The following is a 24,499-nucleotide window of genomic DNA, read 5'->3' as shown; positions in this document are numbered from 1 at the left end:
GGCAGCCTCAGTGGGTACAAATCACTCAGTCCTTGTCGATGCGGCTGGCAACCGCGCCCTGCTGGTCGCGATACTTGGCGTCCTGGCGGCGGTTATACGGTCGGTCGGCCGGGCCGGAGAGCGGTTCAAAGCTCAGCGCACCAATCAGCATACCCGGGCGCAATGCCAGCGGCAGTTTGCCAGAATTATAGAACTCCAGCACGATACTGCCGGACCAGCCGGGATCGATGCGGTGTGCGGTGACGTGGACCATCAGCCCCAGACGCGCCAGTGAAGAGCGTCCATCCAGCCAGCCCACCAGGTCGGCCGGCAATGTCACCGATTCAAAGGTTACGGCCAGCGCCAGTTCGCCAGGATGCAGGAAAAATGCTTCTCCGTCGGGAAGAACGATTTCATCGCTCATTACACGATCGAGCGCCGCACTCACTTCGTCTTTCGGCCCGCTCAAATCGATGAACGCAGCAGTGTGCCCACGGAAGGTACGAAATTTGTTGCCCAGGCGGACATCGACAGTCGCGCCATTAATGCGCTCAACGGGGGGACGCGGGGTAATCGACAGACGCCCCTGATCCAGCCAGGCTTCAATATCTCGGTCGCAAAGACGCATGGCACTTTCTCCTTTCGTGCATGACGCCCCTGACAATTCAGGGGCAAAGCAAAGTAAACTAAAGGGTACAGCCTATCATGTATTATTCAAAAAACTGGCTGATTTTGGCTTTCAGAATATCAATCGCGATGCGGTTTTTACCCCCGCGCGGCACGATGATATCGGCATACTGCTTGGAAGGCTCAATAAACTGCAGGAACATCGGGCGAACTGTCTTCTGATATTGTGCCATCACCGAATCCATTGAACGGCCACGCTCGTTCACGTCACGCTTGATACGGCGCATCAGGCAGATATCCAGCGGGGTATCAACGAAGATAGAAAAGTTCATCTCATCACGCAGGCGCGCGTCGGTCAGCAGCAGAATGCCTTCAAGAATGATGACTTTTTTCGGTTCGATGTGAATAGTTTCCGGTGTACGAGTATGTTCTACATAACTATAGACCGGTAATTCAATGGCCTGGCCGCTTTTGAGCATCTGCAGATGCTGGAACAGCAGACTATGATCCATGGAGCTTGGATGGTCATAGTTGGTTTTGACACGCTCTTCCATCGACAGATGACCTTGATCTTTATAGTAACTGTCTTCCGGAATAACGCCGATATGCTCATCACCCACCTGCTCACGCAGTTCACGATAAAGCGTGCTGGCAATAAGACTTTTACCTGAAGCCGATGCGCCGGCGATGCCGATAATGACGCACTGATGTGACTTATCAGTCATAAATTTAGCGACCTGATTAACCTGGATGTAAAGGAAGGACGACGCCTGAGCGTCAAACGCGGCAATTATAGGGATTTCGCGTCCATGATACCAGTCGAATACGTCCTGTACGCCTTTCGGGAAAAAAGCGCGGTGCTTATTTTGCAAAATGCGACTTTTCGCAAATCAGAACGTTCAAATTAACAGCGCTTATCGGCTTTTTTCCCGAAACTAAGTAATTAATAACATTATGATGTCAAATTCTGAGCAGACGGCATAGGAATTGTAAATTGTTTGTACTAGCATAATCCGAACTCATATTTAACTCGTCCGGACGCCGTTCCTGACAACATAGGGTTTGCGGATTAAGCGGTAATGATGAAACAAAATCAGCGAGTCTTGATGGCCACCCCTAACCTTATACTGCGTCTGCTCAGTTTGGGGTTATTGTCGTTCATCTTTTCGTTATTCTCGCTGCAACTGACCCGCTTCGGCACTCACCTCTCACCGCTGTGGTTTCCCACCGCCCTGATGATGGTGGCGTTTTATCGCCACGCCGGAAAAATGTGGCCGGGCATCGCCGTCGTCTGTTCGTTGGGCAGTGTGGCGGCCACCATTCAGCTATTTTCGGTAAGTTCAGTCAATCTCTGGTATACGGTCATCAACGTTATCGAAGCGGTGACCGGGGCCATGCTTCTACGCAAATTTCTGCCCTGGTATAACCCGCTACAGAATCTAAGCGACTGGATACGGCTGGCTATCGGTAGCGCGCTCATCCCTCCCCTGCTGGGCGGGATTTTAGTTTGTCTGTTGGTGCCCACAGACAACCTCATGCGCACTTTCATGCTCTGGGTGCTCTCAGAGGCCATTGGCGCTCTGGCGCTGGTGCCGATTGGTGTTCTCTTTAAACCGCACTACCTGCTGCGCCACCGCAAGCCGCAGTTGCTTCTTGAAACGCTGGCAACCCTGGCCGTTACGCTCTGCCTGAGCTGGCTGGCAATGACCTGGCTACCCTGGCCGTTTACCGCCGTGATCGTGCTGTTGATGTGGAGCGCCATCCGTCTGCCGCGTATGGAAGCGTTTCTTATCTACCTGATTACCGTGATGATGGTGTCGCTGATTATGGCAACTCATCCCCTGGTGGGCATTCTCACACCCAAAGCCGGTGCGATGTTGAACGCGCCCTGGCTGCCGTTTTTAATGATTCTTCTGCCCGCTAACGTCATGACCATGGTGATGTATGCCTTCCGGGCCGAACGCAAACATATAAGTGAAAGCGAAGAGCGCTTTCGTAATGCGATGGAATACTCCGCCATCGGCATGGCGCTGGTCGGCCTCCAGGGGCAGTGGCTACAGGCCAACAAAGCCCTGTGCAATTTTCTGGGCTACACCCAGGAAGAATTGCGGCTGATGACCTTTCAGCAACTTACCTGGCCGGAAGACCTGAATAAAGACCTGGAGCAGTTGGATCTGTTAGTTCGCGGCGAAATCAATACCTACTCGCTGGAAAAGCGCTACTACACCCGCAGCGGCGATTTGGTCTGGGCGCTGCTGGCGGTGTCGGTGGTGCGTCACGCGGACGGCTCTCCGCGTTATTTCATCGCCCAGGTCGAAGACATAAACGATCTGAAACAAACTGAGTGGGTCAATAAACGGTTGATGGAACGTATCACCCTGGCGAACGAAGCCGGGGGGATAGGCATCTGGGAGTGGGAGCTTGAGCCGGATATCATCAGTTGGGACAAGCGTATGTTCGAACTGTATGAAGTACCGTCGCACATTAAACCGACCTGGCAGCTTTGGTATGAACGTATTTTGCCTGAGGACCGGGAAGAGACCGAACGCATTATCCGCGACTCTTTGATGTCGCGGATCGCCTTTAAACTGGAGTTTCGTATTGCCGTAAAAGACGGTATTCGCCATATCCGCACTCTCGCCAACCGGGTGCTAAACCGCAATGGCGAAGTGGAACGTCTGCTCGGCGTCAATATGGACATGACCGAGGTGAAGCAACTCAACGAAGCGCTGTTCCAGGAAAAAGAGCGTCTGCATATTACCCTGGACTCCATCGGTGAGGCCGTGCTCTGTACTGACGTCGATATGAACGTCACTTTTATGAACCCGGTCGCCGAAAAAATGAGCGGTTGGTCGCAGGAACAGGCAATGTCGCAGCCGTTGCTGAACGTGCTGCGAATTACCTTTGGTGAAACTGGGCCGTCGATGGAAAACATCCATAGCGGCGATATGTCCCGCTCTGCTATCGAACAGGATGTGGTGCTTCACTGCCGTACCGGCGGCACTTACGATATCCATTACAGCGTGACGCCACTGAGCACCCTGGACGGGCAAAATATCGGCTTCGTCCTGGTTATTCAGGACGTCACCGAGTCGCGTAAGATGTTACGCCAGCTCAGCTACAGCGCCTCTCATGATGCCCTGACCCATCTGGCGAACCGCGTTAATTTCGAAACGCATCTTAAGCGCCTGCTGAAAAGCGTGCAGGAGTTACATCAGCGTCATGCGCTGGTATTTATCGATCTCGATCGTTTTAAAGCAGTGAACGATACCGCCGGGCATGCTGCTGGCGACGCCCTGCTGCGTGAACTCTCCTCTCTGATGCTGAGTATGCTGCGCTCCACCGATATTCTGGCCCGTCTGGGCGGCGATGAGTTTGGCCTGCTGTTGCCGGATTGCAACGTCGAGAGCGCGCGGTATATTTCCGGGCGCATTATTCAGTCGATTAACGACTACCACTTTATGTGGGAAGGCCGGATGCACCGTATCGGCGCCAGCGCGGGGATAACTATTATTGATGAAACCAACCATCAGGCCTCGGAAGTCATGTCGCAGGCCGACATTGCCTGCTATGCGTCGAAAAATAACGGCCGCGGCCTTGTGACAGTCTATGAAGCGCTGCAAGGTCAGATGCTCCAGGAGCGCAGCATGATGTCGCTGGAGGAACAATGGCGCATGATCAAGGACAATCACCTGATGATGATTGCCCGCAGCGTCGCCTCACCGCGCGTACCGGAAACCTGCAACTTCTGGTTACTCTCTCTGCGCCTGTGGACCAGCGAAGGCGAAGTCATGGAGGAGCGGGCCTTCCGCGCAGGGTTAAATGAGCCGGAGCTGATCCGCGCCCTTGACCGCCGCGTATTCCATGAGTTTTTCCGTAACCACGCCACCGCCGTTGCGGCGAAAGGGTTGGGTGTCGCTTTACCACTCTCGGCTGCCGGGCTTTCCAACAGCAAACTGGTAGATGAAATACTGGACCTGCTCGAACATGGACCGATGCCGGGTCGACTGCTGCACCTGATGATCAATGCCGACGCCCTTATGCGTCAGGGCAAAGAGATTATCGATAACCTGAAAAAGCTGCGCCATGCGGGCTGCCGTATTATCCTGAGCCACATTGGCCAGGACCTGGAAATTTTCAACCATCTTACGCCGCACACCGCCGATTACCTTTTGCTCGACCAGGAGCTGGTGACAAATGTTCATGGTAACCTGATGGATGAAATGATGGTCACGATTGTTCAGGGCCATGCGCAGCGTCTGGGCCTTAAGAGCATTGCAGGGCCAACAAACCAGCCGCTGATGATGGATACGCTTTCCGGTATTGGCATTGATTTGATCTTCGGCGACACCATTTCACAGCCTCAGCCGCTGGATATGATGCTCAACACCAGCTACTTCGCCATTAACTAACGGTGAGATGTGGCTGCCAGCCCTCGGTATACCAGATGTGCAGCAACGCGTAAGAACGCCACGGCTGCCAGCGCTCGGCATAGCGGCGAATCTGCGCGGGCGTCATTCCGGCAAAACGCTGCTTAATCAGATAATCATCCGGCAGGAAAACATCCTTTGCCTGCCAGCCGCGCAGGGCGAAATAGTTCGCCGTCCAGCGGCCAATTCCCGGAAAGGTTTGTAGCGTTTTCATCCCGCGTTCTACATCATCCGGCATCGTCAGGGGAAACGTCCCGTCCAGCACCGATTGCGCGAGAAAGATCAGCGATTCCGCGCGCTTTACCGGCATGCCTGATGCTTTGAGCGCCAGCGGATCCGCCTGCGCCAGTTGCGCGGGTTGCGGGAACAGAACGAACTGTTCATCCAGCCTGTCACCGTAGAGGGCGGCCACGCGGGAAGTCAGCTTTGCCGCCATCGCCACGCTCACCAGTTGGCCCAGAATCGCACGGACGGCCTGTTCAAACGGGTCAATGCAGCCAGGAAGGCGCAGGCCTGGCCGCGCGGCCCCCACATCCCCGAGCGCATCGGTAATGATCTGTGGCGTACAGTCGAGATCAAAGAGCTGACTTAGCCGCTGCAAACAGACATCTGCCACCGGCAACAAGCCATCGCTCAGCGTAACTTTAAGGGTTGAAGTGGCCTCATCCGGCTCGGCGCTCATCACGCCGCGATGCTCGCCAAGAGCGAACGAGCGGGTGTATGTAGTCTGAGTAATCACTTCGACGCCAGAAACCGTACGCAAGCGTAAAAATTCCAGTATCCATGCCCAGTCATAGGGCGGTTGCCAGCGCAGTGTGTACATACCATCTCCTGTCATTAGTGGCTAAGAGCATATACGCATTCATGATTTTGCGCTTTGCTTTGATATTCCAGTTGTCCTACCGCGCGCATTCGGCTAAAGTCGCCCCCCTTCTTCACTGGCATGGGGATAAACACGTGTTTGTAGGTTTTGATTACGGCACCGCCAACTGCTCGGTCGCCGTTATGCAGGAAGACACTCCACAACTCTTAAAAATGGAAAACGACAGCACCCTGCTGCCGTCGATGCTCTGCGCGCCCACGCGCGAAGCGGTGAGTGAGTGGCTCTATCGTCACCACAATGTCCCGGCAACGGGGAACGAAACGCAGGCGCTGCTGCGCCGTGCCGTGAGCTATAACCGCGAAGAAGATATCGACGTCCAGGCGTCAAGCGTTCAGTTCGGCCTGAACTCGCTGCGTCACTATGTGGAAGATCCGCAAGAGGTTTACTTCGTTAAATCGCCGAAATCGTTCCTTGGCGCAAGCGGGCTAAAACCGCAGCAAATCGCGCAGTTTGAAGATTTGGTCTGCGCCATGATGCTGCACATTCGCCAGCAGGCAGAATCACAGCTTCCGCAGACGATTGACCAGGCGGTGATTGGCCGGCCGATTAACTTCCAGGGGCTGGGTGGTGATGACGCCAACGCGCAGGCTCAGGGCATCCTTGAACGTGCGGCAAAACGCGCCGGTTTTCGCGATGTCGTGTTCCAGTACGAACCGGTGGCTGCCGGGCTGGATTTTGAAGCCACTTTGCGCGAAGAAAAGCGCGTGCTGGTGGTGGATATCGGCGGCGGGACAACCGACTGTTCGTTATTGCTGATGGGGCCACAGTGGCACAATCGTCAGGATCGTGAAACCAGCCTGCTTGGACACAGTGGCTGCCGTGTCGGCGGTAACGACCTGGACATCGCGCTGGCGTTTAAAAACCTGATGCCGCTGCTCGGCATGGGCGGCCAGACAGAAAAAGGCATCGCGTTGCCGATCCTGCCCTGGTGGAACGCTGTCGCAATTAACGACGTTCCGGCGCAAACCGATTTCTACAGCGCGGCAAACGGACGCCTGCTCAACGACCTGGTACGCGACGCCCGCGAGGCGGACAAAGTCGCCCTGCTGCAAAAGGTGTGGAAGCAGCGCTTAAGTTACCGCCTGGTGCGCAGTGCCGAAGAGAGCAAAATCGCCCTATCCGAACAGGTGCAAACCCAGGCGCAGTTGCCGTTTATCAGCAATGACCTGGCGACCGCTATCGATCAGGACGGCCTGGAAGCCGCGCTGAATCAGCCATTGCAGCGTATTCTGGAGCAGGTGCAACTGGCGCTGGAAAACAGTGATACGACGCCGGAGGTGATCTATCTCACCGGGGGTAGCGCGCGCTCACCGATTATCAAACGCGCACTGTCACAGGCGCTGCCGGGGATCCCGATTGCCGGCGGCGATGATTTTGGCTCGGTAACTGCCGGTCTGGCCCGTTGGGCACAGGTGGTATTTCGTTAAGGGTTGTAGCACCGCTGCCAGCATCATTACTTTTTGCGTAATGCAGATAAGTATTATGCTGGCACGGTATTCCGTTTTTTCCTGCCCGGTGTCGAAATTTAAATAAGTTTTCACATCGGTGATGTATTACGTTTCCATTATTCAAAATTGTTTATTATTTCCGTAAAAACCATTATTATTTTCACCTTATTTCATCCTCCTCTCACTCCTCGCTAGTAATTATTTTCTAAAGAGGCTAACCTGGCCTTTTTTCATAAAAACCGCACAGGTGGGGAAATAATAGCCCCCAAAAGGTGCATGAATCGCTACCAGCACTACAGATAAAATTGCAAAGAAACGTTCCGCATTGTTTTTATTGCCCTTTTCACAGCGCATATCACATTGTCGCATTTTTCGGATTGCAACCTGCTTCTGAGATTGTTACAACCAAAGGCAGATTTTTATCGATACAATATCTATCCGAGCCCCCATAGTAGCGCATAATTCCATAAGCTTTTCATTCCAGTTCATATCACTACCCGGTCATATATTCACATTAAAAATAATACCCTGCCTGTTAAGGCTGAATTTAATCGTCATAGCTATCATCGCTTAAGGAGAAGTAATGATAATACGATCGTGTTTTTTTATGATTGTAGTCAGTCTGTCGCTTTTTTCCTCAAATACGATAGCAGTGTGTTATTTTTATGGCGTCGGCACGATGTCCGGAACGCAGAAATTCACCGTCCCCGTCTCGCTGACGCTCTCGGTCCCCCCCGGCATTCAAAACGGGCAAACTATTTATCAGCAAAATATTAACCTGCAAAACATCAGGGAATTAATGGTTAAGTGTGATACCACCGGGCAATTCTTATTTAATTATGATTATCTGGTAACCCCGAAACCCGCCTCTACCTTGAACAGTAAAATTTACGAAACGGGGGTCCCGGGAATTGGGATTAAATTTTCAGCATCCGGCCAGGACTTTCCCTCAACGCAGAACAATACGGATTGTAGCAACACGGACCTGTGCAGATATCGTTATGGCTGGAATGCCATATCCTCATTTTCTTTAGTTAAAATCGCCGACAATATCGCCGCAGGCGTCATCACCGGAAACAATCTGCCGACCGTCAGCTATAACTTTGGACAAGAGGGAAACCTTCTCCATATCTATCAGTTCTCGATCACCGGGAATATCCATATTTCTGTTCCTACCTGTGATATCTCACTTGCAAGCCAACATATGACGGTGCAAATGGGCAAACACTATAAAGGCAATTTTGCCGGGGCCGGAACGGGAACAGAATGGAAAGACGCCAGCATCGTTCTGGTCAACTGTACACAGTTTTACGGTAATAGCAGCGCAGGCGACAGCGGCGCCACTTTTAATGGGACCAGCACCACCTACTCTATTGCGCCAAACAGAGCGGAACTGACCCTTAAGGTTCTGAGCGGAATCGAAGACGCGGCAAATGGCATTATGAAAATTGACGAACATCCACAAAAAGCGACAGGGGTTGGCATTCAGCTTTCCACCACACGTAGTACAAGCGGCAAAGTGGATCTCAACAACCCTCTCATCTATCCGCTACCACAGGATGGTTCTTCTACGATCGCTATCCCACTCTATGCGCGCTACGTTCAGACCCAAAATAAGGTACAAGGCGGTGTCGCCAACGGCAGACTCGAATACACCATCACTTATCAATAATCGGCGACCTGGCGACATGTACGCCAGGTGCACCATTTCCCCGTTTTTTTCATCGAAAAAACGCCCTAACGCAAATTAAACTCTCAGAAAGACGTTTCCAGACAGTACTTCATATTCTCTCCATTTTTCTGACGCCTGCTCTCACTAAACTAGTATTATTTCAGGCAATGTTTCTGGATGAGATACGAATAAAGATGAAAGGCAGAAAGTCTTCCCGCCTGGTGATAGCAGCAGTAGTGGTCATTGCAGTCATTGCCGCTATTTGGTACGGGTTCAGCCACAAGGAAACAACGCCTGCGGCAGGGGCAACAAACGGGCAGACGCAGCGTCCGGGAGCAGGCGGTGGCCGTCATGGTATGCGTGGCGGCGCGCTGCCGCCGGTACAGGCGGCAACGGCAACGCAACAAGCGGTACCGCAATATCTTACGGGTCTTGGGACGGTAACAGCCGCCAACACGGTGACAGTCCGCAGCCGCGTGTCCGGACAGTTGCAGGCCATTCATTTTAAAGAAGGCCAGCAGGTGAAAGCTGGCGACCTCCTCGCGGAAATCGACCCGAGCGCTTTTAACGTTGCACTGGCGCAGGCGCAGGGTCAGTTAGCCAAAGATAAAGCCACCCTTGCCAACGCCCAGCGCGATCTCGCCCGCTATCAACAACTGGTTAAAACTAACCTGGTCTCTCGTCAGGATCTGGATACTCAGCAGGCGTTAGTCAGCGAAACCCTGGGCACCATCAAAGCCGATGAAGCGTCTGTCGCCAGCGCCCAACTCCAGCTCGACTGGAGCCGCATTGTCGCCCCTATTGACGGACGCGTCGGCCTCAAACAGGTGGATATCGGCAACCAGATCTCCAGCAGCGATACCACCGGCATTGTGGTGCTGACCCAGACGCACCCCATTGATCTGGTGTTCACCCTGCCGGAAAACGACATCGCCACCGTTATCAAGGCGCAAAAAGCCGGGCAAACGCTAAGTGTCGAAGCATGGGACCGTACGAACAGACAGAAACTTACCACCGGCACACTATTAAGCCTCGATAACCAGATTGATGCCACCACAGGGACTATCAAGCTGAAAGCCCGCTTTGATAACCAGGATGACACCCTCTTCCCGAATCAGTTTGTGAATGCGCGCATGCTCGTCTCCACCCAGGAAAACGCAGTTGTCATCCCAACTGCCGCCCTGCAGATGGGTAACGAAGGGAATTTCGTCTGGGTGCTCAACGATAAAAACCAGGTCAGCAAACACACGGTGACGCCGGGTATTCAGGACAGCCAAAAAGTGGTGATCGCCGCCGGGCTTTCCGCCGGTGACCGCGTGGTGACGGACGGGATCGATCGCCTGACCGAAGGGGCGACAGTGGAAGTGGTCGACGCCAAACGCGCCGATCAGATGCCCGCCAAACGCGAACGTCCGTCGAAAGGAGCGCAGTCCTGATGCAGTTGCTTCCGCCAGGCAGAACCGGCGGCCCGTCGCGCCTGTTCATTATGCGCCCTGTCGCCACCACCCTTTTGATGGTGGCGATCTTGCTCGCCGGGATCATCGGCTACCGCTTCCTGCCTGTCTCCGCGTTGCCGGAAGTGGACTACCCCACCATTCAGGTCGTGACGCTCTACCCCGGTGCGAGCCCGGATGTGGTCACCTCCGCGATTACCGCCCCGCTGGAACGTCAGTTTGGTCAGATGTCGGGGCTCAAGCAGATGTCATCGCAAAGCTCCGGTGGCGCATCGGTGATTACGCTACAGTTCCAGTTAACGCTGCCGCTTGATGTCGCAGAGCAGGAAGTGCAGGCGGCAATGAACGCCGCTAACAGCCTGCTGCCCTCTGACCTGCCTAACCCACCGGTGTACAGCAAGGTAAACCCTGCGGATCCGCCGATCATGACCCTGGCCGTCACCTCCTCCGCCATGCCGATGACGCAGGTTGAAGATATGGTGGAAACCCGCGTGGCGCAGAAAATCTCGCAGGTCTCGGGCGTCGGCCTGGTCACGCTTGCCGGGGGGCAGCGCCCTGCGGTGCGTGTCAAACTCAATGCGCAGGCGGTGGCGGCCCTTGGGTTGACCAGCGAAACGGTCCGCACCGCGATCAGCAACGCGAACGTGAATTCCGCTAAAGGGAGCCTCGATGGCCCGGCCCGCGCCGTCACCCTGTCCGCGAACGACCAGATGCAATCCGCCGAGGAGTACCGGCGACTGATTGTGGCGTATCAGAATGGCGCCCCCATCCGCTTAGGCGATATCGCAACCGTTGAACAGGGGGCGGAAAATAGCTGGCTTGGGGCGTGGGCCAACAAACAGCAGGCGATTGTCATGAACGTTCAGCGCCAGCCGGGCGCAAACATCATCAACACCGCCGACAGTATCCGCGCCATGCTGCCGCAACTGACCAGCAGCCTGCCGAAATCGGTTGAGGTGAAAGTACTGTCAGACCGCACCACCAATATCCGCGCCTCGGTCTCCGATACCCAGTACGAGCTGATGCTGGCTATCGCGCTGGTGGTCATGATCATCTATCTGTTCCTGCGTAATGTCCCGGCCACTATCATTCCGGGCGTCGCCGTGCCGCTCTCACTGATAGGCACCTTCGCAGTCATGGTATTCCTGGATTTCTCCATCAATAACCTGACGCTGATGGCGCTCACCATCGCTACCGGTTTTGTGGTGGATGACGCCATCGTGGTCATTGAGAATATCTCGCGCTATATCGAAAAAGGCGAGAAGCCGCTGGCTGCAGCTCTTAAAGGGGCTGGCGAGATCGGCTTTACCATTATCTCACTGACCTTCTCGCTGATTGCCGTACTGATCCCGCTGCTGTTTATGGGCGATATCGTCGGGCGACTGTTCCGCGAATTTGCCGTTACGTTGGCGGTGGCGATTTTAATCTCGGCAATTGTCTCGCTAACTCTGACACCGATGATGTGCGCACGCATGTTGAGCGCGGAATCGTTGCGTAAACAGAACCGTTTTTCTCGCGCGTCGGAGCGTTTTTTCGAACGGGTGATTGCCGCTTACGGTCGGCTGCTCGCCAAAGTGCTCAACCATCCATGGCTGACGCTGAGTGTCGCTATAACAACCCTGCTACTGTCCGTTTTGCTGTGGATAGTGATCCCGAAAGGCTTCTTCCCGGTGCAGGATAACGGCATCATCCAGGGGACGTTACAGGCACCGCAGTCGGCGTCGTTTGCCAGCATGGCGGAGCGCCAGCGCCAGGTCTCAGATATCGTGCTCAAGGATCCGGCGGTGCAAAGCCTGACCACCTTTGTCGGTGTGGACGGTACCAATCCGGCGCTCAACAGCGCGCGTCTACAGATCAACCTTAAACCGCTCAGCGAACGTGACGATCGCGTGCCGGTGGTGATTGAACGTTTACAGCAGTCGGTGGCGAAAATTCCCGGCGCAGCGCTCTATCTGCAACCGACGCAGGACTTGACCATTGATACCACGGTCAGCCGCACGCAATATCAGTTTACCCTGCAGGCAAACTCCCTGACGGCCCTGAGCGAATGGGTGCCACAGTTGATGGACAAATTGCAGGCTTTGCCACAGCTCGCTGATGTCAGCAGTGACTGGCAGGATCAGGGGCTGGTGGCGTATGTCAATGTGGATCGCGACAGCGCCAGCCGCCTTGGTATCAGCATGTCCGATGTGGACAATGCCCTGTACAACGCCTTCGGTCAGCGTCTGATCTCCACAATCTATACCCAGGCGAATCAGTATCGCGTGGTGCTGGAACACAACACCGCGCAAACGCCGGGGCTGGCGGCGCTGGATAATATCCGCCTTGCCAGTAGCAGCGGCGGTACCGTGCCACTGAGCTCGATAGCCAAAATAGAGCAGCGTTTCGCACCGCTGTCGATTAATCACCTGGATCAGTTCCCCTCCACCACCATCTCCTTTAACGTGGCGGAAGGTCACTCCCTGGGCGAAGCAGTGCAATCGATTATCGACAGCGAGAAGACGCTCAACCTGCCGACCGACATCACCACCCAGTTCCAGGGCAGTACCCTGGCGTTCCAGGCCGCGCTCGGCAGCACCGTCTGGCTGGTAGTTGCCGCCGTGGTGGCGATGTATATCGTGCTGGGCGTGTTGTATGAGAGCTTTATTCACCCGGTCACCATTTTGTCTACCCTGCCAACCGCAGGGGTCGGCGCTCTGCTGGCGCTGATGATTGCCGGGAGCGAGCTGGACGTTATCGCCATCATCGGCATCATTTTGCTGATTGGTATCGTCAAGAAAAACGCCATCATGATGATTGATTTCGCCCTCGCCGCCGAACGTGAAGAGGGGATGTCGCCACGCGATGCCATCTTCCAGGCCTGTCTGTTACGTTTTCGTCCGATCCTGATGACCACCCTGGCAGCATTGCTGGGCGCGCTGCCGCTGATGCTGAGTACCGGCGTTGGGGCGGAACTGCGCCGTCCATTGGGGATTGGCATGGTGGGCGGTTTAATGGTGAGCCAGGTGTTGACGCTGTTCACCACCCCGGTTATCTATCTGCTCTTTGACCGACTCGCGCTCTCTCTGCGTCGCCGCTTCCCGCGCCGTGAAGAGGAGGCGTAAATGAAGTTTTTCGCCCTCTTCATTTACCGCCCGGTGGCAACGATACTGATCTCCGTTGCCATTACGCTCTGCGGCGTTCTGGGTTTCCGGCTGTTGCCGGTGGCCCCGCTGCCGCAGGTGGATTTCCCGGTCATCATGGTCAGCGCCTCGCTGCCGGGAGCCTCGCCGGAAACCATGGCCTCGTCGGTTGCGACCCCGCTGGAGCGTTCGCTCGGGCGTATCGCCGGGGTCAACGAAATGACGTCGTCCAGTTCGCTTGGCAGTACGCGTATCATTCTGGAGTTTAACTTTAACCGCGATATCAACGGCGCGGCGCGTGATGTCCAGGCCGCGCTGAACGCGGCGCAAAACCTGTTGCCGAGCGGCATGCCGAGCCGTCCGACCTATCGCAAAGCCAACCCGTCTGCCGCACCGATTATGATCCTGACGCTCACCTCCGATACCTATTCGCAGGGTGAGCTGTATGATTTCGCCTCTACGCAACTGGCGCAAACCATCTCGCAGATCGACGGCGTCGGAGATGTCGATATCGGTGGTAGTTCACTGCCCGCCGTGCGCGTTGGCTTAAACCCGCAGGCGCTGTTTAACCAGGGTGTCTCGCTGGATGCGGTGCGCACCGCCATAACCCAGGCCAACGTTCGGCGCCCACAAGGGGCGATTGAAGACGCAAGCCACCGCTGGCAGGTGCAGACCAATGACGCGCTGAAAACCGCCGCCGCTTACCAGCCACTGATCATCCATTACAAAAATGGCGCAGCCGTCCGTCTGAGTGATGTCGCGTCGGTGACCGACTCCGTTCAGGATATTCGTAACGCCGGGATGACCAACGCTAAACCCGCCATTTTGCTGATGATCCGCAAACTGCCGGAAGCCAACATCATTCAGACGGTGGACAGCATCCGCGCTCGCCTGCCGGAATTGCAAAAGACCATTCCGGCGGCGATTGACCTGCAGATAGCCCAGGACCGCTCGCCGACTATCCGTGCCTCCCTCGCGGAAGTGGAGCAGTCGCTGGTGATCTCGGTCGCGCTGGTTATCCTGGTGGTCTTCCTGTTTCTGCGTTCCGGACGGGCGACGCTGATCCCCGCAGTGGCAGTCCCGGTGTCGCTGATCGGTACTTTCGCCGCCATGTACCTGTGCGGTTTTAGCCTTAATAACCTCTCGCTGATGGCGCTGACCATCGCCACCGGTTTCGTGGTCGATGACGCCATCGTGGTTCTGGAGAATATTTCCCGTCACCTGGAAGCGGGCATGAAACCGCTGCAGGCGGCACTGCAGGGAACGCGGGAAGTCGGCTTTACCGTGCTCTCGATGAGTATCTCGCTGGTCGCGGTGTTCTTGCCGCTCTTGTTGATGGAAGGGCTGCCGGGGCGCCTGCTGCGGGAGTTTGCCGTCACCCTTTCGGTGGCCATCGGCATTTCACTGGCGATCTCGCTCACCCTCACGCCGATGATGTGCGGTTGGTTGCTGCGTAGCCGCAAATCCCCGACCGCCACGCGCAACAAGGGCATTGGTCGCCTGCTTCTCGGCCTACAGCGTGCCTATGCAAAATCACTGAAATGGGTGTTGAACCACGCGCGCCTGGTGGGGCTGGTTCTGATTGGCACCATCGCGCTGAATATCTGGATGTATATCAGCATTCCGAAAACCTTCTTCCCGGAGCAGGATACCGGCATCCTGATGGGCGGTATTCAGGCGGATCAGAGTATTTCGTTCCAGGCGATGCGTATTAAGTTGCAGGACTTTATGAAAATCATCCGCGACGATCCCGCCGTCGATAACGTAACGGGCTTTACCGGCGGCTCGCGGGTCAACAGCGGCATGATGTTTATTACCCTTAAGGCACGCAGTGTACGCAATGAAACCGCCCAACAGGTTATCGACCGTCTGCGAGGAAAGCTCGCCAAAGAGCCAGGCGCCAGCCTGTTTTTGGTGGCGGTCCAGGATATCCGCGTAGGTGGACGGCAATCTAATGCCAGTTATCAGTACACGCTGCTCTCCGACGATCTTAGCGCCTTGCGTGAGTGGGAGCCGAAAATCCGCAAAGCGCTCGCCTCGCTACCGGAGCTGGCGGACGTGAACTCCGACCAGCAGGATAACGGCGCGGAGATGAACCTGACTTATGATCGCGAAAGCATGTCGCGCCTGGGGATCAACGTACAAGAGGCCAACAGCCTGCTGAACAACGCCTTCGGCCAGCGGCAGATTTCCACCATCTACCAGCCGCTTAACCAGTACAAAGTGGTGATGGAAGTCGATCGACGCTATACCCAGGACATTAGCGCGCTGGATAAGATGTTTGTCATTAATAGCGAAGGTAAACCTATTCCGCTGTCCTATTTTGCCCGCTGGCAACCGGCGAACGCCCCACTGGCCGTCAACCATCAGGGGCTATCGGCGGCGTCCACGATTTCGTTCAACTTGCCCACAGGGATGTCGCTATCCGAAGCAAGTGACGCAATTGACCGCGCGATGACCCAACTGGGGGTGCCTTCGACGGTGCGCGGCAGTTTCGCCGGAACTGCGCAAGTCTTTCAGCAAACTATGAATTCGCAGGTGATCCTGATTATCGCCGCCATCGCGACAGTCTATATTGTGCTGGGCATTCTTTATGAGAGTTACGTACATCCGTTGACGATCCTCTCGACCCTGCCCTCAGCGGGTGTCGGGGCGCTACTGGCGCTGGAGCTGTTTGGCGCGCCCTTCAGTCTGATTGCGTTGATAGGCATTATGCTATTGATTGGTATAGTGAAAAAGAATGCCATCATGATGGTGGATTTTGCGCTTGAAGCCCAACGGAAGGGAAATCTGAACGCGGAAGAGGCGATTTTCCAGGCCTGTCTGCTGCGTTTCAGACCCATAATGATGACCACACTGGCGGCGCTGTTTGGCGCGCTTCCGCTGGTGATTTCGGGTGGTGACGGTTCCGAACTGCGCCAGCCGCTGGGGATAACCATTGTTGGCGGTCTGGTGATGAGTCAATTGCTGACACTGTATACCACACCGGTGGTGTACCTGTTCTTTGACCGCCTGCAACGCCGATTTGCCCGTAAACGCAGAGAGCCTGTAACAGAGTGACAGAACTACCCAAAAATGTGCGTTGGCAATTGTGGATTGTGGCGTTTGGCTTCTTTATGCAGTCGCTGGACACCACGATTGTCAACACCGCCCTGCCCTCCATGGCGCGAAGTCTGGGAGAAAGCCCGCTGCATATGCATATGGTGGTGGTCTCCTACGTGCTGACCGTTGCCATCATGCTGCCTGCCAGTGGCTGGCTGGCGGATCGCGTCGGTGTGCGTAATATCTTCTTTACCGCCATCGTTCTCTTTACCCTGGGTTCGCTGTTTTGCGCACAGGCCAACACGCTCAATGAACTGGTGATGGCCCGTGTATTACAGGGCGTTGGCGGCGCGATGATGGTGCCCGTCGGCAGGCTGACGGTGATGAAAATTGTCCCGCGCGATCAATACATGGCGGCAATGACCTTCGTCACCCTGCCCGGCCAGGTAGGGCCACTGCTCGGCCCGGCGTTAGGTGGCATTCTGGTGGAATATGCCTCCTGGCACTGGATCTTCCTGATTAACCTGCCCGTTGGCGTAGTGGGGGCGATAGCGACCCTGTGGTTAATGCCCAACTACACCTTACAAACCCGTCGTTTTGATCTCTTTGGCTTTTTGCTGCTGGCGTCGGGGATGGCAACGCTGACGCTGGCGCTCGACGGGCAAAAGGGGCTTGGAATTTCACCGCTGCTGCTCGGCCTTCTGGTGGCGGGCGGCGTGCTGGCGATTGTTATCTATCTGCTGCATGCCAAAGGCAATGCGGGAGCGCTGTTTAATCTACGCCTGTTTCGTACGCCGTCATTCTCCCTTGGCCTGTGCGGCAGTTTCGCCGGGCGCATAGGCAGCGGCATGCTGCCCTTTATGACGCCGGTCTTTTTGCAGATTGGTCTGGGTTTTTCGCCGTTTCATGCCGGGCTAATGATGATTCCGATGGTCATCGGCAGTATGGGAATGAAACGGATTGTCGTTCAGTTAGTCAACCGCTTTGGCTACCGTCGCGCGCTGGTGTGTTCAACGCTGGGTCTGGCGGCCGTCAGTCTGCTGTTTATGGGGACGGCGCTGATGGGCTGGTACGCTCTGCTTCCCTTTGTACTGTTCGCGCAGGGCATGATCAACTCCATGCGTTTTTCATCCATGAACACCCTGACACTGAAAGACCTGCCCGATGAACTGGCAAGCGGCGGCAACAGCCTGTTATCAATGATCATGCAGCTTTCTATGAGTATCGGCGTCACCGTCGCCGGGCTGCTACTGGGGCTGTTCGGCCAGCACAATCTGTCCGCCGACAGCGGCGTTGCCCATCACGTCTTTCTTTATACCTACCTGTGCATGGCGTTCATTATCGCCCTGCCCGCTTTTATCTTTGCCCGAGTCCCGAATGATGTCAGTCAGAACGTGGTCATTTCCCGGCGCAACAGGAGTCAATCATGAAAATCTGGCGACCCGGTATTACCGCTAAGCTCTTTCTGGCTATTTTCGCCACCTGTATCGTGCTGCTTATCAGTATGCACTGGGCCGTGCGCATCAGCTTCGAACGGGGTTTTATCGACTACATTAAACGCGGCAACGAACAGCGTCTGCAGTTGCTCAGCGATGCCCTGAGTGAGCAATACGCCCAGCATGGAGACTGGGGCTTTTTACGCAATAACGACCGCTTTATCTTCCAGATCCTGCGTTCATTCGAGCGAGACAACGAGCGTGAGGGTGGGCCAGGTGGCCCTGGGCCTGGGCCGGAACATGGTGATAATCATGAGCATGAGCCGCCGCCAGGCCCTCCGCCAGAACCCGGTAATGGCATGCCGCCACACGGCTGGCGGACACAATTTTGGGTGACTGACGCATCGGCGGAAGTGCTTGTTGGGCCACGTAGCCCGGTACCGCCCGACGGGACACGGCGAGCCATTACGGTTAATGGTCAGCCTGTCGGCTGGGTCATCGCCTCGCCGGTGGAGCGCCTGACGCGCAATACCGATATTAACTTTGACCGTCAGCAGCGGCGCACAAGCTGGATGATTGTCGCGCTCTCGACCCTGCTGGCCGCGCTGGCCACCTTCCCACTGGCCCGCGGCCTGCTCGCGCCGGTCAAACGGCTGGTTGACGGTACGCATAAGCTGGCCGCCGGGGATTTCTCCACCCGCGTTAACCCTGGCAGCCAGGATGAGTTGGGCAAGCTGGCGCAGGACTTTAATCAGCTCGCCAGTACGCTGGAGAAAAATCAGCAGATGCGCCGTGATTTTATGGCGGATATCTCCCACGAGTTGCGTACACCACTGGCGGTACTGCGCGGCGAACTGGAGGCCATTCAGGATGGGGTACGGCAATTTACACCGGAGTCGGTGACGTCTTTACAGGCGGAAGTCGCCACCTTAACCAAGCTGGTGGACGATTTGCATCAGTTGTCCATGTCAGATGAAGGCGCGCTGGCTTACCAGAAAAGGCCGGTGGATGTCATTTCATTACTGGAGGTGGCAGCCGGAGCGTTTCGTGAACGTTACGCCAGCCGCAATCTGACTATCGACATGACGCTACCGGAGCACGCCGTGGTTTTTGGCGACCCGGATCGTCTGATGCAACTGTTCAATAATCTTCTGGAAAACAGTCTGCGCTACACCGATAGCGGCGGCGGTATGCACATCTCCGCAATGACAGAGGGCAATATGCTTACCCTCGATTTTGCCGATAGCGCGCCCGGAGTCAGCGATCTGCAGTTAGGCAGATTATTTGAGCGCTTTTATCGCACCGAAGGTTCGCGCAACCGCGCCAGCGGCGGCTCCGGCTTAGGTCTGGCAATCTGCCTGAATATTATCGAAGCCCACGGCGGCAAGGTCCGCGCCGCGCATTCGCCTTTTGGTGGGGTTAGCATTAAAGTTGAATTACCCCTGGAACGGGACATAGCGAGAAACGTATGACTGAGTTACCTATTGATGAAAACACCCCACGCATTTTGATCGTGGAAGACGAGCCAAAGCTGGGTCAGTTGCTGATTGATTATCTGCGTGCGGCCAGTTACGCGCCGTCGCTGATTAACCATGGCGATCAGGTACTGTCGTATGTGCGCCAGACGCCGCCGGACCTGATCCTGCTTGATCTGATGCTCCCCGGCACCGACGGGCTGACACTGTGCCGTGAAATCCGTCGTTTCTCCAATATTCCCATCATTATGGTGACGGCAAAAATCGAAGAGATTGACCGCCTGCTGGGACTGGAGATTGGTGCTGACGACTATATCTGTAAACCCTATAGCCCGCGCGAAGTGGTGGCGAGGGTGAAAACGATCCTCCGCCGCTGTAAGCCGCAGCGTGAAATACAGGCGCTGGACGCAGAAAGCCCGCTTATCGTTGATGAAGGCCGCTTCCAGGCAAGCTGGCGCAGCAAGCTGCTGGATTTAACGCCAGCGGAATTTCGTCTGCTGAAAACCCTCTCCAGCGAACCGGGGAAGGTATTCTCGCGCGAACAGTTGCTCAATAACCTGTATGACGATTACCGCGTGGTGACTGACCGCACTATTGACAGCCATATCAAGAACCTGCGTCGTAAACTGGAGTCGCTGGATGAAGAACAATCCTTCATCCGCGCCGTCTATGGCGTGGGTTATCGTTGGGAAGCTGATGCCTGCCGACTGGTATGATCTTCATCCGCTCCCTGATGGTATTTCATTCATCGACGCCGTGGATTGTGCATCACATCCCGGCATCGGTGGCGCATATCTGCAACCGACTCTTTCATGCAGGAAGCATGCTGACGATCATGAGCGATAAATCTTTTCTAAAGCGCTGGTTCTCCTCATCCACCGAGCCATCTCTTGATGAAGAAACACAACTTTATCAAGAAATTAGAATGCTGCTCAACGAGCCGCGTAATGGCAACTATTTGCTAAAAAATAGCGATATCCGCAGTGTCGAGAGTCTTTGCCAGCTCACCCATCACCACAACGGTTTCTTGCGTGAAAAAGCCGTAATGGCGCTGTCTTTAAAAGGCGACATCGCCGCCCTGCGGGAGCTCCTGATTTGCGCTAATGACTGGGTTAAGCCGATTCACCGCCTCGCCACCCAGGAAGTGATGGCGCTGATGACGGCGGAAAATGCGCCCGCCTTTATTGCCCATCTTGCGCAGGTCAGACAGTTGCTGACCTGCAGACGCTACAACCACGCGCCTTTAGTGGAGTTGATTAGCCACTTTTTGGCCTCGCAGGCCCATATAGCCGACTTAAGGCAGGCGCTCTATTCCCCTGATCGCGAACTGCGCCATGCCGTGTTGCATACGCTTATCGAGCAGGAGCAGTTGCATGATGAAGCCGCGCTGGCCTTTGTACTGGATACCGGTGATACCTATTTGCGGGGCATTGCGGTTACCTACTGGCTGGCCCGCGCGCCGAAACTGTCTGAGTCACTGATGACACGCCTGCTGCACGATCCCTGGCCGCGTATCCGTCGCGATACCCTCTTTTATCTTGATGAGCATGGGCAAACGCTGCCTGAACCATTGCACAGGGAGTTACTGCTGGATAAGAACGGCCTGATCCGCCAGCGTGCCCGTCACATGCTACCTGAAACCGTTGATGCTACCGCGTATTGGCGCGACGTGGTCGCCTCGCCGGCCTGTTCGATAACGCAGCGCCGTTCCGCGCTTTATGGTCTGAAAGAGGCACGCGATCCCGCATTGCATTCACTGGCGCTGTGGGGCTATGCGCAGCCTGAAAACGGTATCCGCCAGGCGGCGCTGCATATCTTGTTGACGCTTGAAGGTGAAGAGGCGAAACCCCGCATCCTGGCCGCCTTAGCCGACCCGAGCCTGTCTTTTGCTATGGCGGCAATGAAATCACTGGCGCACCACCCGCTTTCATTTTCACGAAGCGAGCTTGAGGCACTGCTGACGCATACGCCCTCGGAGAAGCACACCCTGTTGTACTGGCGGTTGGTACACCAGATAAACAAATGGGACTGGCTCATCGTGCTGCTACGCCATTTCCCTTTACTGTCGCCGTCACAGCAGGCAGAAGAACTGGCGAGCTGGAAAGGGAAATATAATCAGGCGGGGATTAACCCAACGTCTGGTCAGCAGGAAACCCTGACCTGTTTGCTGGCGCAGGCGCCCGAAATACGCCCGTCGCTACAACACTACCTGGTATAATGACCCGCTTACATACTGTGTGGGTTTACTCCCCTTCCCGCCAGCGCTACAATTCCCGCCCTAAATTTATGGGATCTCCCCAGCCGCCTCACCTGGTGAGGCGAATCTGACCTGTCATCAGAACGAGAACATCATGTTTAAACCGGAACTCCTTTCCCCGGCGGGAACGCTGAAAAATATGCGTTACGCTTTCGCTTATGGCGCGGACGCCGTTTATGCGGGCCAGCCACGTTATTCACTGCGCGTGCGCAATAACGAATTCAACCACGAGAATTTGCAAAAAGGCATTAACGAGGCCCATGACCTCGGCAAAAAATTCTACGTCGTGGTGAATATCGCGCCGCACAACGCCAAACTGAAAACGTTTATTCGCGATTTAAAACCCGTGGTGGGTATGGGACCGGATGCGCTGATTATGTCCGATCCGGGTTTGATTATGCTGGTGCGCGAAAACTTCCCGGAGATGGATATTCACCTGTCCGTACAGGCTAACGCCGTAAACTGGGCGACGGTGAAGTTCTGGAAACAGATGGGGCTGACCCGCGTGATCCTCTCTCGCGAACTGTCGCTTGATGAAATCGCCGAAATCCGCGCCCAGGTACCGGACATGGAAATTGAAATTTTCGTCCACGGCGCGCTGTGTATGGCCTATTCCGGCCGCTGCCTGCTCTCTGGCTATATCAACAAGCGCGACCCGAACCAGGGAACCTGCACCAACGCCTGTCGCTGGGAATATAACGTCCAGGAAGGTAAAGAAGATGACGTCGGCAATATCGTGCACAAATACGAGCCGATTGCCGTACAAAACGTTGAGCCAACGCTGGGTATCGGCGCGCCAACGGATAAGGTATTTATGATTGAAGAGGCCCAGCGTCCGGGCGAGTACATGACCGCGTTCGAAGATGAGCACGGCACCTACATTATGAACTCCAAAGACTTGCGCGCGATCGCCCACGTTGAGCGTCTGACACAAATGGGCGTGCACTCGCTGAAAATTGAAGGCCGCACCAAATCCTTCTACTACTGTGCCCGCACCGCGCAGGTCTACCGTAAGGCCATTGACGATGCCGCCGCAGGCAAACCGTTTGACACCAGCCTGTTAGAGACCCTTGAAGGGCTGGCACACCGCGGCTATACCGAAGGCTTCCTGCGTCGCCACACTCATGACGATTATCAGAACTACGAGTATGGTTACTCCGTCTCTGAGCGTCAGCAGTTTGTCGGCGAGTTTACCGGTGAGCGTAAAGGCGAGCTGGCGGCCGTGGCGGTAAAAAACAAATTTATCGTCGGCGACAGCCTTGAGCTGATGACCCCGCAGGGCAATGTTAACTTCACGCTGGAACATATGGAAAACGCCAAAGGCGAGGCAATGGAGGTTGCACCGGGAGACGGTTATACCGTCTGGTTGCCGGTTCCCCAGGATGTGATGCTGGAGTATGCCCTGTTGATGCGTAATTTTACTGGACAGACCACGCGTAATCCGCACGCTAAGTAATTAACCGGGGTTATTTTTTCACTCGACAAGAATCTTAGAATCGGATCACATACCGTTGCGGTCATTATGGGTATTATCCTCATCGCTGAAAAACATAACCCATAAATGCTAGCTGTACCAGGAACCACCTCCTTAGCCTGCGTAATCTCCCTTACGCAGGCTGATTTTTTATCTCCCCTTTTACCTTCCTTCCAGGCGCGCTTTCCGGTCGTGAGATACACTTTGCTCATGGTATTTTCGAAGAGCGAAAAGGATGAGCAATTTTCCAGGCAGTTTATTGATCCTCAACGGTAAAAGTGCGGGCGACGACATGCTGCGCGAGGCCATTACCCTCCTGCGCAACGAAGGGATGGACATTCAGGTGCGCGTCACCTGGGAAAAAGGCGATGCAGAGCGCTATGTGGCAGAAGCCATCAAACTCGGCGTCGAAACCGTGATTGCGGGCGGTGGCGATGGCACCATTAATGAGGTCGCCAGCGCGCTGGTGCACAGTGATAGCGACAACCCACCTGTATTGGGGATTTTACCTTTAGGCACCGCGAATGATTTTGCCACCAGCGCCGATATCCCGGAGCCACTGGATAAAGCGCTACAGCTCGCTATCGTGGGCAAAGCGGTGCCCATCGACATTGCCGAAGTGAACGGCAAAACCTGCTTTATCAATATGGCCACCGGCGGGTTTGGTACCCGCATTACCACCGAAACGCCCGAGAAACTGAAAGCGGCGCTGGGCGGTGTCTCCTACATCATTCATGGCCTGATGCGCATGGATACGCTTAAGCCGGACCGCTGCGAAATCAAGGGGGAAGATTTCCATTGGCAGGGCGACGCGCTGGTCATCGGCATCGGTAACGGACGCCAGGCAGGCGGCGGGCAACAGCTATGCCCTGGTGCGCTCATTAACGACGGCCTGTTGCAACTGCGTATTTTTACCGGCGATGAGATCCTGCCTGCCCTGTTCACCACCCTGACCCAGCCGGAAGATAATCCGCATATCATTGACGGTAAATCCGCCTGGTTTGAGGTGAGCGCACCGCACGATATCACCTTTAACCTGGACGGCGAGCCACTAACCGGACAGCATTTCAGTATTAACATTCTGCCCGGCGCGCTGAAATGCCGCCTGCCGCCTGACTGCCCGCTACTGCGTTAAGCCTTACAGTAGATTGACGGCGATCGACGGGTGAAAAAGAGTCGTGATTGCCGTAAGAGAATATC

15 protein-coding genes are annotated in these 24,499 nt (G+C 55.4%); 12 read left to right on the top strand and 3 right to left on the bottom strand.

Annotation, left to right across the window (positions count from 1 at the left end; all coding sequences use genetic code 11):
• Positions 1-25: 25 nt before the first annotated feature.
• Both dcd and udk read right to left on the bottom strand, forming a co-directional pair.
• Positions 26-607: a dCTP deaminase gene (gene dcd / locus ACS0RQ_RS08910; RefSeq protein WP_041851979.1), complete on the bottom strand. Its 582-nt coding sequence runs from the start codon at positions 605-607 to the stop codon at positions 26-28.
• 82 nt (positions 608-689) lie between these two features.
• Entirely contained in the window at positions 690-1,331 is a 642-nt protein-coding gene (udk, locus tag ACS0RQ_RS08905; RefSeq protein ID WP_041852052.1) for a uridine kinase, read from the bottom strand.
• Between the two features lie 354 nt (positions 1,332-1,685).
• Here udk and ACS0RQ_RS08900 point away from each other — a divergent pair, with 354 nt between their 5' ends.
• Complete coding sequence (locus tag ACS0RQ_RS08900; RefSeq protein WP_334632427.1) at positions 1,686-5,018, top strand: diguanylate cyclase; 3,333 nt, start codon at positions 1,686-1,688, stop codon at positions 5,016-5,018.
• Here ACS0RQ_RS08900 and alkA read toward each other — a convergent pair.
• Positions 5,011-5,859, bottom strand: a complete 849-nt coding sequence (gene alkA / locus ACS0RQ_RS08895; protein ID WP_271851001.1) for a DNA-3-methyladenine glycosylase 2 — start codon at positions 5,857-5,859, stop codon at positions 5,011-5,013. The genes ACS0RQ_RS08900 and alkA overlap by 8 nt on opposite strands.
• Positions 5,860-5,993: 134 nt before the next feature.
• Between alkA and yegD the strand changes: the two genes are divergently transcribed.
• From yegD to yegS, 11 genes are all read left to right on the top strand, one after another.
• Positions 5,994-7,346 carry a molecular chaperone gene (gene yegD, locus ACS0RQ_RS08890; RefSeq protein ID WP_271851002.1) on the top strand — a complete coding sequence of 451 codons (1,353 nt, stop codon included), beginning with the start codon at positions 5,994-5,996 and terminating at the stop codon, positions 7,344-7,346.
• A 604-nt stretch (positions 7,347-7,950) separates the two neighbouring features.
• A complete protein-coding gene (locus tag ACS0RQ_RS08885) occupies positions 7,951-9,039 on the top strand; it encodes a fimbrial protein (protein ID WP_271851003.1) in 1,089 nt (362 codons plus the stop codon).
• 194 nt (positions 9,040-9,233) lie between these two features.
• Positions 9,234-10,475: an MdtA/MuxA family multidrug efflux RND transporter periplasmic adaptor subunit gene (locus ACS0RQ_RS08880; RefSeq protein ID WP_271851004.1), complete on the top strand. Its 1,242-nt coding sequence runs from the start codon at positions 9,234-9,236 to the stop codon at positions 10,473-10,475.
• Positions 10,475-13,597, top strand: coding sequence for an MdtB/MuxB family multidrug efflux RND transporter permease subunit (locus ACS0RQ_RS08875; RefSeq protein ID WP_041851985.1), 3,123 nt, complete (start codon positions 10,475-10,477; stop codon positions 13,595-13,597). The genes ACS0RQ_RS08880 and ACS0RQ_RS08875 overlap by 1 nt, the downstream gene beginning before the upstream one ends.
• Entirely contained in the window at positions 13,598-16,675 is a 3,078-nt protein-coding gene (gene mdtC, locus ACS0RQ_RS08870) for a multidrug efflux RND transporter permease subunit MdtC (RefSeq protein ID WP_271851005.1), read from the top strand.
• Complete coding sequence (locus ACS0RQ_RS08865; RefSeq protein ID WP_271851006.1) at positions 16,672-18,087, top strand: MFS transporter; 1,416 nt, start codon at positions 16,672-16,674, stop codon at positions 18,085-18,087. Before mdtC ends, ACS0RQ_RS08865 begins: the two co-directional genes overlap by 4 nt.
• Entirely contained in the window at positions 18,084-19,565 is a 1,482-nt protein-coding gene (baeS, locus tag ACS0RQ_RS08860) for an envelope stress sensor histidine kinase BaeS (RefSeq protein ID WP_079496310.1), read from the top strand. Before ACS0RQ_RS08865 ends, baeS begins: the two co-directional genes overlap by 4 nt.
• The gene (gene baeR, locus ACS0RQ_RS08855; RefSeq protein WP_271851007.1) at positions 19,562-20,284 is read left to right on the top strand and encodes an envelope stress response regulator BaeR; all 723 of its coding nucleotides are present in this window, start codon (positions 19,562-19,564) and stop codon (positions 20,282-20,284) included. The genes baeS and baeR overlap by 4 nt, the downstream gene beginning before the upstream one ends.
• Positions 20,281-21,786 carry a HEAT repeat domain-containing protein gene (locus ACS0RQ_RS08850; RefSeq protein WP_271851009.1) on the top strand — a complete coding sequence of 502 codons (1,506 nt, stop codon included), beginning with the start codon at positions 20,281-20,283 and terminating at the stop codon, positions 21,784-21,786. The genes baeR and ACS0RQ_RS08850 overlap by 4 nt, the downstream gene beginning before the upstream one ends.
• Positions 21,787-21,919: 133 nt before the next feature.
• The gene (gene trhP, locus ACS0RQ_RS08845) at positions 21,920-23,281 is read left to right on the top strand and encodes a prephenate-dependent tRNA uridine(34) hydroxylase TrhP (protein WP_271851011.1); all 1,362 of its coding nucleotides are present in this window, start codon (positions 21,920-21,922) and stop codon (positions 23,279-23,281) included.
• Positions 23,282-23,534: 253 nt separating this feature from the next.
• Positions 23,535-24,434 carry a lipid kinase YegS gene (gene yegS / locus ACS0RQ_RS08840; RefSeq protein WP_041851991.1) on the top strand — a complete coding sequence of 300 codons (900 nt, stop codon included), beginning with the start codon at positions 23,535-23,537 and terminating at the stop codon, positions 24,432-24,434.
• Positions 24,435-24,499 lie beyond the last annotated feature (65 nt).

This window comes from Phytobacter diazotrophicus, assembly GCF_052061655.1.
GTDB lineage: Bacteria > Pseudomonadota > Gammaproteobacteria > Enterobacterales > Enterobacteriaceae > Phytobacter > Phytobacter diazotrophicus.
This window is presented reverse-complemented; position numbering and strand designations above follow the sequence as displayed.

What these genes read in the sequence shown, in the direction of transcription:
- baeR (WP_271851007.1), top strand. Translation starts at nt 19,562, where the DNA reads ATGACTGAGTTACCTATTGATGAAAACACCCCACGCATTTTGATCGTG.
- baeS (WP_079496310.1), top strand. Translation starts at nt 18,084, where the DNA reads ATGAAAATCTGGCGACCCGGTATTACCGCTAAGCTCTTTCTGGCTATT.
- yegS (WP_041851991.1), top strand. Translation starts at nt 23,535, where the DNA reads ATGAGCAATTTTCCAGGCAGTTTATTGATCCTCAACGGTAAAAGTGCG.
- ACS0RQ_RS08880 (WP_271851004.1), top strand. Translation starts at nt 9,234, where the DNA reads ATGAAAGGCAGAAAGTCTTCCCGCCTGGTGATAGCAGCAGTAGTGGTC.
- ACS0RQ_RS08850 (WP_271851009.1), top strand. Translation starts at nt 20,281, where the DNA reads ATGATCTTCATCCGCTCCCTGATGGTATTTCATTCATCGACGCCGTGG.
- ACS0RQ_RS08875 (WP_041851985.1), top strand. Translation starts at nt 10,475, where the DNA reads ATGCAGTTGCTTCCGCCAGGCAGAACCGGCGGCCCGTCGCGCCTGTTC.
- ACS0RQ_RS08885 (WP_271851003.1), top strand. Translation starts at nt 7,951, where the DNA reads ATGATAATACGATCGTGTTTTTTTATGATTGTAGTCAGTCTGTCGCTT.
- mdtC (WP_271851005.1), top strand. Translation starts at nt 13,598, where the DNA reads ATGAAGTTTTTCGCCCTCTTCATTTACCGCCCGGTGGCAACGATACTG.
- alkA (WP_271851001.1), bottom strand. Translation starts at nt 5,859, where the DNA reads ATGTACACACTGCGCTGGCAACCGCCCTATGACTGGGCATGGATACTG.
- udk (WP_041852052.1), bottom strand. Translation starts at nt 1,331, where the DNA reads ATGACTGATAAGTCACATCAGTGCGTCATTATCGGCATCGCCGGCGCA.
- dcd (WP_041851979.1), bottom strand. Translation starts at nt 607, where the DNA reads ATGCGTCTTTGCGACCGAGATATTGAAGCCTGGCTGGATCAGGGGCGT.
- trhP (WP_271851011.1), top strand. Translation starts at nt 21,920, where the DNA reads ATGTTTAAACCGGAACTCCTTTCCCCGGCGGGAACGCTGAAAAATATG.
- ACS0RQ_RS08900 (WP_334632427.1), top strand. Translation starts at nt 1,686, where the DNA reads ATGATGAAACAAAATCAGCGAGTCTTGATGGCCACCCCTAACCTTATA.